The sequence below is a fragment of the Bartonella sp. AA126HLJHH genome (assembly GCF_042197425.1).
In the GTDB taxonomy this organism is placed as follows: domain Bacteria; phylum Pseudomonadota; class Alphaproteobacteria; order Rhizobiales; family Rhizobiaceae; genus Bartonella.
The window spans coordinates 76,315-88,697 of record NZ_JBHIRU010000009.1 but is presented as its reverse complement, the minus strand read 5'-3'; the positions used below and the strand labels follow the sequence as shown (position 1 = coordinate 88,697).

General features: G+C 37.4%; 16 protein-coding genes. 13 read left to right on the top strand and 3 right to left on the bottom strand.

Annotated features, from left to right (window positions below):
• Nucleotides 1–379 precede the first annotated feature (379 nt).
• A complete protein-coding gene (locus ACFIQC_RS05920) occupies nt 380–961 on the bottom strand; it encodes a biopolymer transporter ExbD (protein WP_375706868.1) in 582 nt (193 codons plus the stop codon).
• Nucleotides 958–1,860, bottom strand: coding sequence for a MotA/TolQ/ExbB proton channel family protein (locus tag ACFIQC_RS05915; protein WP_375706867.1), 903 nt, complete (start codon nt 1,858–1,860; stop codon nt 958–960). The genes ACFIQC_RS05920 and ACFIQC_RS05915 overlap by 4 nt, the downstream gene beginning before the upstream one ends.
• Nucleotides 1,861–2,879: 1,019 nt before the next feature.
• Between ACFIQC_RS05915 and ACFIQC_RS05910 the strand changes: the two genes are divergently transcribed.
• The 4 genes from ACFIQC_RS05910 to ACFIQC_RS05895 all read left to right on the top strand — a co-directional run bounded on the left by ACFIQC_RS05910 (nt 2,880) and on the right by ACFIQC_RS05895 (nt 5,157).
• Nucleotides 2,880–3,206, top strand: coding sequence for a YqjD family protein (locus tag ACFIQC_RS05910; RefSeq protein ID WP_375622672.1), 327 nt, complete (start codon nt 2,880–2,882; stop codon nt 3,204–3,206).
• Nucleotides 3,207–3,209: 3 nt separating this feature from the next.
• Nucleotides 3,210–3,653 (top strand): hypothetical protein, encoded by a 444-nt coding sequence (locus ACFIQC_RS05905; RefSeq protein WP_375621591.1) that lies wholly within the window; start codon nt 3,210–3,212, stop codon nt 3,651–3,653.
• Between the two features lie 243 nt (nt 3,654–3,896).
• Nucleotides 3,897–4,559 (top strand): hypothetical protein, encoded by a 663-nt coding sequence (locus ACFIQC_RS05900; protein WP_375706866.1) that lies wholly within the window; start codon nt 3,897–3,899, stop codon nt 4,557–4,559.
• Nucleotides 4,560–4,992: 433 nt separating this feature from the next.
• Nucleotides 4,993–5,157: a hypothetical protein gene (locus ACFIQC_RS05895; protein ID WP_375610246.1), complete on the top strand. Its 165-nt coding sequence runs from the start codon at nt 4,993–4,995 to the stop codon at nt 5,155–5,157.
• A 732-nt stretch (nt 5,158–5,889) separates the two neighbouring features.
• On the opposite strand, the gene ACFIQC_RS05890 is transcribed toward ACFIQC_RS05895, so the two are convergent.
• Complete coding sequence (locus tag ACFIQC_RS05890; protein WP_375621775.1) at nt 5,890–6,633, bottom strand: nuclease; 744 nt, start codon at nt 6,631–6,633, stop codon at nt 5,890–5,892.
• Between the two features lie 158 nt (nt 6,634–6,791).
• On the opposite strand from ACFIQC_RS05890, the gene ACFIQC_RS05885 reads away from it, so the two are divergent.
• Genes ACFIQC_RS05885 through ACFIQC_RS05845 form a run of 9 tightly spaced genes read left to right on the top strand, consistent with a single transcriptional unit; the run spans nt 6,792 to nt 12,363 of the window.
• Nucleotides 6,792–7,142, top strand: coding sequence for a TrbC/VirB2 family protein (locus ACFIQC_RS05885; protein ID WP_375613238.1), 351 nt, complete (start codon nt 6,792–6,794; stop codon nt 7,140–7,142).
• Nucleotides 7,143–7,160: 18 nt separating this feature from the next.
• Nucleotides 7,161–7,487, top strand: coding sequence for a type IV secretion system protein VirB3 (locus tag ACFIQC_RS05880; RefSeq protein WP_273790924.1), 327 nt, complete (start codon nt 7,161–7,163; stop codon nt 7,485–7,487).
• Nucleotides 7,484–9,844, top strand: a complete 2,361-nt coding sequence (locus tag ACFIQC_RS05875; protein ID WP_375706865.1) for a VirB4 family type IV secretion/conjugal transfer ATPase — start codon at nt 7,484–7,486, stop codon at nt 9,842–9,844. Before ACFIQC_RS05880 ends, ACFIQC_RS05875 begins: the two co-directional genes overlap by 4 nt.
• Nucleotides 9,841–10,617 carry a type IV secretion system protein gene (locus tag ACFIQC_RS05870; RefSeq protein WP_375706864.1) on the top strand — a complete coding sequence of 259 codons (777 nt, stop codon included), beginning with the start codon at nt 9,841–9,843 and terminating at the stop codon, nt 10,615–10,617. The genes ACFIQC_RS05875 and ACFIQC_RS05870 overlap by 4 nt, the downstream gene beginning before the upstream one ends.
• A 24-nt stretch (nt 10,618–10,641) precedes the next feature.
• Entirely contained in the window at nt 10,642–10,908 is a 267-nt protein-coding gene (locus ACFIQC_RS05865) for an EexN family lipoprotein (RefSeq protein WP_375613235.1), read from the top strand.
• On the top strand, nt 10,908–11,288 hold the full coding sequence (locus ACFIQC_RS05860; protein WP_375631994.1) for an EexN family lipoprotein: 381 nt from the start codon (nt 10,908–10,910) through the stop codon (nt 11,286–11,288). Before ACFIQC_RS05865 ends, ACFIQC_RS05860 begins: the two co-directional genes overlap by 1 nt.
• Nucleotides 11,289–11,290: 2 nt before the next feature.
• Nucleotides 11,291–11,668, top strand: a complete 378-nt coding sequence (locus tag ACFIQC_RS05855) for an EexN family lipoprotein (protein ID WP_375706863.1) — start codon at nt 11,291–11,293, stop codon at nt 11,666–11,668.
• 26 nt (nt 11,669–11,694) lie between these two features.
• On the top strand, nt 11,695–11,934 hold the full coding sequence (locus ACFIQC_RS05850) for a hypothetical protein (RefSeq protein WP_375706862.1): 240 nt from the start codon (nt 11,695–11,697) through the stop codon (nt 11,932–11,934).
• A 27-nt stretch (nt 11,935–11,961) separates the two neighbouring features.
• Complete coding sequence (locus tag ACFIQC_RS05845; RefSeq protein ID WP_375702830.1) at nt 11,962–12,363, top strand: EexN family lipoprotein; 402 nt, start codon at nt 11,962–11,964, stop codon at nt 12,361–12,363.
• Nucleotides 12,364–12,383: the final 20 nt, after the last annotated feature.

Genomic DNA, 12,383 nt, shown 5'->3' with positions numbered 1-12,383 from the left:
AGAGGCGATAAAAAAGCTTCAAAAAGATGAGGGATAGAGGCAAAAAAACTCAATAGAATCAAGATTCACCTATTCCCCCATATTAGACATAACTATTTTATTTTACTTGCTTTTTATATACCATTTATGAACACCGCCGCAAAAAAGGCTTTAAGATGTATTAAGATACACAACAATCGCCTCTGCTGTTTTCTTGATCGCACCTCTTGCGGCAAAATGAGTAGAGCTTAATCCTAAAAAAACCGATTCAATATATGAACCCCCTGCATAATATCAAACCCATGCGTATTTGGTTTAATAAATCCACGGAACCCTCATCAATTTCACTCTACGACTTTGAGTAATATGCTTTGCTTCCTGCAACAAAGGCTGTTTTTTATCACTTATCAGAGACATCGGCTGGAATATTAGCGTTTCCCGCAGTGCTCGTTGTTACAGCATCCACATGCCCCACAACGTTACCACCCGCTCCATCGACAGCAGCGTCCGCTACCCCTGTTGTTTTATTATTGATCTCACCTCTTGAAACAAGATTGGTAGAGTTTTGCAATCCTACAAGACCGATTTTATGATATCCAGCCATGCGTATTTGATTTAATAAATCGATGACAGTACCATAATCAATTTCGCTATCCGCTTTGATTAAAATTTTTGCCTCTAAATTTTGCGTAGTTTCCCTCAACAAAGCTTCTCTCAAAGCTGCTTGTTCTACAAGATGATCACCAATGTAAAGAGAACGATCTTTTTGCAACGTAACATAAAGAGGTTCATCAGACTGAACCACTGAAGGTGCTTGAGTTATAGAAGGAAGCTGAACGGAAATGGCAGATGTTGCCAAAGGCGCAGCAACCATAAAAACAATAAGCAACACCAATACAACATCAATAAAAGGGGTTACATTGATTTCGCTTTGCAACCCACTCTCGTCTATATCCCAATCATTATTAAGGCTTGCTTTCATTTTTTATGACTTTTCTGTTGTCTTTGTCTATCAAGTTCACGGCTCAAGAGCCTTTCAAGAGCAGCAGCGATATCGCCTAAATCACTGCGATAACCACTCAAAGCACGCATAAGGCTATTATACATAACAACGGCGGGAATAGCCACAAAAAGCCCAACAGCCGTTGCGAATAAGGCTTCAGCAATTCCAGGCGCCACCACATCAAGTCGCGTTGTTTGAGACTGAGCAATCCCAATAAAAGAATTCATAATTCCCCAAACAGTTGCAAAAAGACCAACAAAAGGAGCAATTGCACCAATAGTTGCAAGAACAGCGCTTCCACATGCAACACGGCGTGTAGCAGCCAGCAAGCAGCGTGACAAAAGTGAATGAACCCTTTCTTTTAAACCTTCATGAACATCACGAGCCTTAGCATCGCGAACATCGCGGGAAACATCTTCATATTGATTGCTCTCCTCATAAAAGAGAATATCTTCAATCGTTTGTGCATTTTCCCCTGTACTGTTTTTTTCACCAGAGCTTTCGTTTATCCCTTCAGGAGCAGAAAAATGAACCTGTTGTGCAGAAAGATAAACCTCTTTAAGAACTTCTTTGAGAAAAAACACACCAGCTCCTTTGCTTTCTTTCAAACTAGCTGCCAAACGCGTAAGAGTCTGAGCATTTAGAACCAATTGAAGTTCATGACGTACTCTTCGTTTTACCAAAGTGATCTCAACAATTTTCACAAAAGCAATTGTCCAAGACATAAGTGAAGCAAGTAACAAAATAATGATAACGGCTTTCACCACCCAATCAGCAGCCATAAACATAGAAAAAGGAGAAAAATCATGCACTGTCAATACAGAAGACATATTATCTAAAGGGACTGTTTTATCTAAAGGGACTGTTTCAGATTCCATTTTTATCTCACATTCTTGTGCTCTTATCTTTATTTATGAGCTGGATCGTCACCCCGCATAGCATCACTGTTCCACAATGCCACTACCCTTTTAACGTCGCTTTTGTATTCCTCTTAAGAAAGAAAACTTGATAAATCAAGTATAGTTTTATTTCATAAGCTCTCTCTTAATTCTAAAGAAATTACTCAAGAAATTTTTCTCTAACAATTCAACAAGTTTATCTTACCCAATCAATTTATTGCATAAATTAGGCAAAATGATAAATTTACAAGAAGTATCGCATATAATATTTTAATTTATAAGAATAATTTATCATCGTTCCTGTTAAATAAATCTCTCATATCGCAAAGCTTTTCTCATTTCAGCAGCTCTTTTAAAGCCAACAAAATATTTGCTTACATGAAACAAGCAGCAAAAATATCATAAAATCCTCGGAGAAAAGGATATGCACTTCTCTAACAACCAGTGCACTAAAGTACCTCTCCTATCCTAAAATAAAAATATACCTTACGTTTTTAAAAAAGAACTATCGCAATATCTTAAACTGACCAAAAGTATCATGGGGAGCGCATGTTGCCCCCAAATACATAGAGAGCAAAGAACCGCAATATTATTTTCTTTTTCTTTGCTGCAAAAGTATAAAAATGACAGTACTTCTGCCGCAAAATCGCAACAACGATGTTTTTTACCTGTCACAAGCTTAAAAAATAAACCTCAACACGCTTTTTAAAAAACTTTTATAAAAAAAACTGCGCCACGAGAAACTGAAGAATGGTGCTAAATTCCTGCAAAAGCATAAAAGCATATAAGGCAATTCTCAACAGATGCGACCCTTTACAGACAAAGCATATCGTATAGGAAAGATTTATTTTATCAAAAACAGTTTTAAATTCAACAAAATGAAAGGAACCAAAAAAAGCTTTTGGCGTTACTCAAGCAGTGAAAATTTTCACTCCAATGCAAATGATCACTATGAACACACCAATACAAATATCAATGAATCAAGAGGGAAAAATACCATGGCCCATAATAAAACAACACAGCACGATAAATCAGCCGTAGAAAAAGACCTACAAGGACAATTAGAAACGTTACGCACTGAAATTTCAGGGATTACCTCAACCCTAACAGATCTTGGTGCAAACAAATTCAACGCCGCCAAAGACAAAGCGGAAAAACTATATCACTCAGCGAAAGAAAGTGGTGAAGACATGATGTCTCAAGCAAAAGACAAAATCAGTGATCTTGAACAAACTCTGAACCAATGCGTTCGCAAAAACCCTGGCAAAAGCGTTTTGTTTGCCGCAGGGGTTGGTTTTATTCTTTCTCAATTACTACGTCGTTAAGCAATGCATAAGTTTATCGCTCCTCTTTTAAACCATCTTGTCGGTGGAGGGCTTAAAAGCACAGTCAAGCAAGTACGCCTTCAAGCAATTTTCTATGGGTTTATTAGCATTTCATTCTTCATGTCTTTGCTTTTTTTATGTACCATCGGTTTTATTGCGTTATGTTCTGTTATGAAGCCTCTTGCTGCCGCCAGTATCATGTTTTTAATTTGTCTTTCTCTTGCGGGATTAGGTCTTATTATCAGTCGCGTTCTCAAAACTTATCAACGCTATGACCAACAAAAAAAGACAGAAGAACAACGCCACAAACTCATGACAGATGCGACTGTTTCCAGCCTTGCAGCTCTCGGTCAACATCTCCCTTTTGCCAAATTGAGTGTTCCCATTCTCGGACTTGCAACTTATTTTTTGTGGAAAAAAGATAAAAAAGACCGCTTTTCAAAGTAAAATATGTAAAACTGTCACTCTAAATTCCCCCTCAGTGTGCTTTCTTTTATAACAAAAGAAAGCACATTTTTTTCCTCATAATCTCTTTAGCTTCTTCAAATACCTGAAAAAAATCCCCTTCATTTTGCTAAAAATTCCATAGAACCGCTACACTCTCTTTCAGATTGCAACCCATGTTTCATGAACATAGCTACATGAGGCAAAGCTTGCATTAAAAGTTCTGGTTTGATTTGAAGCAATTGATTGTTTTTTGAAGGCAAGGTATTTTCAGTTTTACCTTTTCTCTATTTTTTCATAAGCCTTTTTCAGAACCAAAGGTCACGTCATCGATTTGAATTTATAAAGCAAAAATATTCCCCGTATGAAAATTCTTTTTTCAAAAAATCTGAAATTTTTACAGATAAGAAAGTTGTAAAAACGTCCATTACACAACAAAAATTTATCAATTCTGATACTGATAAAATAGAGGTCATACCTATAATTCACGTCACAGAAAAAACAAATAAAGAAAATTTTATAGAAATATTTGCTGATGGCATTCAAGCAATTTTTAATTTATCTCGTACAGGACATCGTGCTTTGATAATAGTTTTAGAAGAATATCGATCTAATAAATCAACAAACGAAGATCCCAGCAGCGTTACCTTAATTTGGTTTGATGGGGGTATAAATGGAAAAAAGCGCGATATGGTCGACAGAACTTTTCACAACGGTTTAAGAGAACTTATACAAAAAGGAATTTTGAAACCAAAATTGCCTAATCAATACTGGGTGAATCCTATTCTGTTATTCAAAGAAGAAAAAGTTGCTTTTATGAAAGAATATCAAATAGAATCATCTTCTACCAAACCGGATATTTCATCCGTTGAACATCAAACAGATCTTGAAGATTTTATAACAAAATAACTTATATCATTTATCGTACTGTGTATATTGTGGAGCATCTTGATTTAAGCGCGTGAGGGGAAAATAATGTCAAAATCACAAATAAGCAAAGAGGCGCTCGTCCTTTTGCTTTTATGGCTTCGTGGTCCTTTAAGATTGATACTAAGCCTTATAGTGATAATAGGGTTTGTGGGATTGTTTACAATTCCTATTATAATATTATCAATAGGTTGGTCAAAAGCACTAATAAACATTACAATTTGTTCGTTTATATTAGGTTTTGGCTCTTTCCTTCTCATTTTTTATTATGATAAACTTATAAGATATTTACAATAAACTGTTCACATATTTTTCCATTAACAATACTAATAAAAAACAAAAGATCACGATAATTAAATCTGTATTCCGATATAATTGATGAGATTAATACATATAATTTTTAAAGAGGGGAAAAATGAAAAAATTTATTTTAATATGCTTGGCTCTATTGACTATAGGATTGAATATTACAGGTTGTGGTAAAAGTGAAGAGGAAAAACGTAGAGCCCAACAAGAAGAACAAGCTAAAAAGTTTTTTGATGAAGAATTAACCTCTACAGATCGTGATCATGCATTTTAAAAAATACCCTACGACAATAAAATGTGAGTTATCAATCTCTAACTAAAAGAGTATTTTGTGTAACTCACACCCGACAACGTCATTGTACACTTTAACACGTATGAAGACAATCAGTTTTAAAAACTTTGGAAAGGCTTTTCATAACCTATCCGCTTAACGCTAAGTATTTATATAACAAAATACCCATTTATTATCTTTTCTTGTCTTTTTTATAATATTTTCAAATATATATCACTTAAAATACCTTATTATTTTCATCACTTTCTTTTGACTTATCCCCCTATAAGCTTTCTCTTTAATCATGATCTCAAAGCCGCGTGAGAAAAGAACAAGATAAGCCTTTTGGTTATTGATAAGGGGCACACGTGCGCCTAACGATACGCTTTTACAGAATTTCCCGGCCTTTAAAACTTAAGGCTTTTAGCCTTCTCATTTAAATGCAGGTTTGATGTCATGATTTTGGGGTGCGATTATTAAGAGTTTGAGAAGCGAAGAGCTTTTCATTTAAAAAGCAAAACGAAATGACGTATAGCCAAGGAAACGCGCTCTCCCATAGCACTGTAGTAAACAACCTATAAGGATATTTTAAACACAACAAATTTTCATAACGAGCGTTGTCCACCAAGGACTGCGTGGATTATCATTAACTTTTTTCTGATAAGATTTGCAGTAGAATATTGTCTTGATTTTTAAATAGCGCTTGAGAGAACGCTTTATTAATAATGGTCAATATTAATTATGGTCAATGGGATTATAGCTCCCATGATCTCTTCGCCAATCTTCTGGTTGTTGAAATTGGCTCGACCATAAACCGTTTTGTGCTTTTTGAGCAGCAGATTGTAGAGTTTTATAGTCTGCGGGGGATGGAAAATGATGCTGATCTTTTGTCAACACCATCAACCCTTCTGCCAGCCCCAACCGCGCCAGATCAACCCCATCTACAAAACATTGTGCATAATGAACCTGTTGAACGACACGTGCTTGCCGACAAGTAACCTTTTTATCAATTGTTTTTGAAACAAGCCAAGCCGTAACAAAAGCACCGCAAGGCCACTTAACTCCGTTGCGTGAGGCAAATTGCCTCATTTCACAGCTTTCCACACCATATAATCGGATATCACGGATAATCTTTTTTCTCCATCCATCATCTACAAGCGTGATCATTTTAAAGGTCACACCACTTGTAACCTGTATAGCACCGGAATAGACCGGCACATTTTCTTCATAAAATTGTGATGCGAGTGGTTCTGGATGCAATACCACATTTTGTTGATTTACGTCTTGTTGGTTTGCATAATCTATCAATTGTGACTTCGGACTTTGAACGGGGTTTCCAATTGTCTTTTCTGATCCTTCAAAAAGAGAAAATTGCATAATATTTTCAGTATGTTGACTGAAATAAAAGTATCCTAAAATAATAATACAAATTAAGAAAATATATTTAGGCGCTGCTCGAAGATATTTTAAAAGTATCATTTTGAATATTACTATATTTTTTGTTCATTAAATAATAAAAGATTAAATATTATTAATTTATCGATAGAAAAATTTATTTTTTTCATTTATATGATTCCCGATTAATATTTTGAATATTAATTTTGTGATTAACTTAAACATAAAGCGGGGGAATTTTCATGAAAAACATGAATAATTCGTTCATTAATGAACATACCTTACAAAAAACTATTCTATCCAACACCCAAAAGAAATGGTTAACAGCAGCATTGATGCTGTTTATTGCCTTCATGGCACTGAGTGAACCAGCATTTGCTGATGGCGGCTTCGGAAAAATTGAAACTGCTCTTGATAAAATAATTGAAGCTTTAACAGGAAAAATTGCAACATCAATTGCAACCATTGCGGTTGCTGGTATTGGGCTTGCATGGATTGCTGGTTATGTTGAAATGCGTAAAGCTTTTTTCGTTTGTGTTGGCATCGGCATTGTTATGGGTGCAACGCAAATCGTATCAATGTTTTCCCATTAAACTTTGCCTTTCAAAGCCATGAAAGAGCATGACAAGCTAACAGAAGATACGTTATTTCTTGCTTGCACGCGCCCTGCAATGATTGCGGGCGTAACAGTGGAAGCTATGGGATTAAATGGGATAGGAACAATGATATTGTTCATTATGGCAGGCAATATTTTTCTTCTAACCTTTGGTGTGATGCTGCATTTCATATTCAAGGAAATCCTAAAGCATGACCATAACAAATTTCGTATTCTTCTGACATGGCAAAAAACAAGTATTTTTGCCAGAAATTCGAGTCTATGGGGTGGGGGAAGTATTTCTCCATTACGATTAATTCGTAATTATGAGGAATTACAATGAATAGAACAGAGCGCAAACGTGAAAAACAACCAGAGGCGATCATTCCTTATGTGCGCCATGTCAACAAGCACATCATTGCGCTGGATTCACGCGCTCTCATGAGCGTTATTAAACTTGAAGGGATTAACTTTGAGACAGCAGATATTATTGATCTGAATGTGCTTCACGAACAGCTCAATAATCTGTTTAAAAACATAGCGGATGAACGGATAGCGCTTTATAGCCATATTATCAGAAAGCGTGAAACGATTTATCCGGATGGGAATTTCAGATCGGCATTTGCCAAGCAATTAGATGATAAATATCGCGACCGGATGATTTCACAGGAGCTTTATCGCAATGATCTTTATCTTTCTATTTTGTGGAATCCACACGTTGATCAAACGGATAAATTAGTGGAGTTTTTCAAACGTTTAGGCAAAGCCAAGCAAGAAAAGACAGAAGTTGATGCAGAGTCCATTCGCAAGCTTGAAGATATTACCACAGATCTTATTCAAAATTTAGAGCGTTATGGTGCAAAAAGACTGAGTCTTTATGAACATGAAGGTAATATTTATTCGCAGCAAAGTGAGTTTATCCACCAATTGGTGGGAGGTCGTCGTGAACGGATACCTCTCACATGGGGGACGATAGCTTCAACTGTTTATTCAGACCGTCTCATTTTTGGGAAAGAGATCATAGAAATACGCTATGAGGCGGCACAGCGGTTTGCGGGCATGTTTGGTTGGAAAGAATATCCAGCAAAAACTAGGGTAGGCATGGCGGATGGTTTGCTCACCCTTCCCTTTGAGTTTATTTTCACCCAATCTTTTATTTTCAAGAGCAAAAATGCTGCCAAACAGATTATGGGGCGCAAACAGAATCAAATGGTCAATGCAGGAGATCGAGCAGGTTCACAAATTATGGAACTGGATGATGCGCTTGATGATCTTGAATCCAATCGTTTTGTTTTAGGGGAACATCATTTATCATTGGCAGTTTTTGCTGATACGCCGCAAGAGTTAGCGGATAATCTTGCCAAAGCGCGTTCTCGTCTTACAGATGGTGGGGCTGTGATTGCGCGGGAAGACTTAGGGTTAGCAGCAGCTTGGTGGGCACAATTGCCTGGCAATTATGCTTATCGCACCCGCTCTGGTGCAATAACAAGCCGCAATTATGCAGCGCTTTCTCCTTTTCATTCTTTTCCGGTTGGAAAAATAGATGGCAATGTATGGGGACCAGCGGTAGCCTTGATGAAAACCTCTGCTGGTTCACCGTTTTATTTTAACTTTCACTTTGGAGATTTAGGCAATACGTTTGTTTGTGGTCCCTCTGGTTCTGGGAAAACGGTTATTGTCAATTTTCTTTTAGCACAGCTTCAAAAGCATGATCCCAATATGGTCTTTTTTGATAAAGATCGGGGCGCAGAACTTTTTGTCAGAGCGGGTGGCGGCACTTATATGCCCTTGAAGAATGGTAGACCGACAGGCATAGCACCGCTAAAAGGCTTAGACTATAACAATCCAGCAGATAGAGTTTTTTTACGCCAATGGATTATAAAGCTTGTTTCGTCTGAAGATCAAAAGATCAGTGAATCAGAAAGACAAGATATCACGGCGGCTGTTGACCAACTTGCCTTGTTGCCAAAAGAACAACGGACGATCTCCGCCTTACAAATGTTTTTTGACACCACGCACAGGGAGGGGATAGCGGGTCGTTTAGAAAGATGGTGTAAAGGCAATGCCTTAGGGTGGGTTTTTGACAATCCTGATGACGACATTGGCATTGATGCAAAATTTATTGGTTATGACATGACGGATTTTTTAGACAATAATGAAATTCGTCCCCCCTTAATGATGTATCTTTTTCATAGGATTTTGTCTCTGATTGATGGACGTCGTATTATCATTGTCATTGATGAGTTTTGGAAAGCCTTAGAGGATGATTCCTTTAAAGCCTTTGCGCAAGACAGGCTGAAAACTATCCGTAAACAAAATGGTTTGATGTTGTTTGCAACGCAATCTCCCAAAGATGCGATCAATTCGACCATTGCCCACACCATTATAGAGCAATGCCCCACACAGATTTATTTTCCTAATCAAAAGGGCAATCATGGGGATTATGTAGAAGGGTTTAAATTATCGGACAGAGAATTTAACCTGATACAATCAGAATTAAGCCGTGAGTCACGGCGTTTTCTCATCAAACAAGGACAAAGTTCAGTTGTAGCAGAGCTGAATTTACGCGGCTTTGATGATGAAATAGCCATTTTAAGTGGCACCACCAAGAATATTGAACTCCTAGAGACCATTATGGATGAAGTTGGACAATCTCCAGAAAAATGGCTTCCTATTTTTCAAGAAAGGTCAAAGCAATGAAAAAACTTTTATTGGCAACAGCTCTTTGCGCAATTTCTTTTGGTTTAACAACCAATTCATTTGGTTTTGGCGGTATTGTATTTGATCCCAAGGCTTTTGGACAAATGATTAAACAAGTTCAACAAGGCCAACAACAGCTTAACAAGTTGCAAGAACAAATTCAACAAGGCAAACAACAGCTTGACCAATTAAAGAGCCAACTCGATCAAGCGAAACAATTATATAACTCCCTAAATGTCAAGCCTGACATCTCGGGATTGAAAGAGATGTTTAACAAGCAAGGGAGCAGTGGCGCCCTTCCTTCAGACTTTAACCATTTTCAACAATCGATGGGCAGCGGCGGTGGTGGTGGCGGTGGCGGCGGCAGCAAAAACACGCAAAAATGGCAAGAAGAGCTTAAATACAAAGAGCCCGCGGGGGGCGCAGACTCAAAAGAGGCAGTAGATGCTTTTTACGCACAAGAAGTGAAAAAAGCCGAACAGCGCGTAGTAGGACAAGCAGCCAAAGGACAAGACGTCTACGAAGAAGCCAGTGAAACACAAAAAAACATTACCAAGCTCCTTGACGAACTTGGAAGTACTGAAGATGCGGGTAAAATTCAAGGCATTCAAGCACAACTAGAAGCAATACAAGCAAAACTGCAAACACAAGTCCTTCAAATGCAAGCCGCCGCGATGATTCAACAAGCAGAAGAAAAAGCGGCAGAAAGACGTGAAATAGAAGAATTTAAAGCACGAACCAAAGCTTTAGCCCAAAAAATGCGTGGTCAATAAAGAGTAAAAAAGAGGGGCTTGAATATGAACAAGATCATCATAACAACATTGCTACTTTGCACAGGGCTCATCACAGCTGGATGTGAAAAAACCTACAGCGTAGAAGAACTTAAAAAAAATAAAAAACTGATGGAAGAAGTATTAGTGAAATGTTTGACGTCAGGGGATTTGAATTCGAAAAATTGTAAAAATGCAGAGCAAGCTGAACTTGAAACCCGTAAAAAATGGGGAGGCTTTGGCTCGACAAATGACGATAAACAAGAATCTGAAAAGAAACAGGACAATAAATAATGAATAAAGTTCTCATAACAACATTGCTACTTTGCACAGGGCTCATCACAGCTGGATGTGAAAAAACCTACAGCGTAGCAGAATTTAAAAAAAATCCAAAATTATTTGATGAATGGGTCACGAGATGTGGAGGGATAGGAACTTCAAAAAATTGTGAAAACCTAAGAGTAGCAGGCGCTGAACTTGAGAAAGAACGTCAGGCAAAAGTTGAAGAAGAAAATCGCAAAATAGATGAAAAATTTAAAGCTGAACAAGACGCTTGGATTGAAAAAATGAGAGCTGAGAATGAAAAATTCCGAGCCGAACAAGAAGCAAAGCGACGTGCTGAAGAAGAACAAGAAGCAAAAGAGCGCGCTAAACAACAACAGGACAGTCATTAATCATGAATAAAGTTCTCATAACAACATTGCTACTTTGCACTGGGCTCATCACAGCTGGATGTGAAAAAACCTACAGCGTAGAAGAATTTAAAAAAGATGAAAAATTACGCCTAGAGTGGGATGCTAAATGTGGATTCGCAGGAACTTCAAAGAATTGTGAAAACATGCGGTTAGCATTTTTAGAACTTCAAAAAGAATATGAAGCAAAAGCAGCAGAAAGACGTCGTAAAGCAGCAGAGGAGTATAGGAAAGGTATGGATGCACTTATGGCTAAACAAAAAGCTGAACATGAAAAATGGAAAGCTGAACAAAAAGCAAAAGAACAAGCCAAGAGAGAAGCAGAAGAGCGCACTAAAGCCGAACAACAAAATAACCATTAAGACATAATGAAGAGCGGAGCATCTCAATGGCAGTAGAAAGCAACGGCATATTCACTAAGATAGACAATATGTTGATGAACCCCATTACAAAAACAATGGATAGCGCCATTACACATCGCTATTGCGCTTTAGCTGCTCAACTTAAAGAACCTTACAGACTATACAATAGATTTATGGCAAGATTATGTCTCTGCCCTAGATTTATCATCACTGGTTATAAAAACCAGAACACAGCAGAATCTAAAGATTGTGCTCAAAACTTGTAAAACTGAAAGGAAAAAGGGGAAATATTGATGAATAAAGTTCTCATAACAACATTGCTACTTGGCACTGGAATTATCGCTGCTGGATGTGAAAAAACCTATAGCGTAGCAGAATTTAAAAAAGATGAAAAATTACGCTTAGAGTGGGATGCTAAATGTGGATTTGCAGGAACTTCAAAAAATTGTGAAAACATGCGGTTAGCATTTTTAGAACTTCAGAAAGAATATGAAGCAAAAGCAGCAGAAAGAAGCCGTAAAATTGAAGAAGAAAATCGCAAAATAGATGAAAAGTTTCAAGCTGAACAAAAAGCTTGGATTGAAAAAATGGAAGCTAATACTAAAAAAAAATTAGCTGAACAAGAAGCGAAAGAGCGTGCTGAGGAAGAACAAGAAGCAAAAGAGCGCGCTGAAAAAAAACAAAATAACCATTAAGACATAATGAAGAGCGGAGC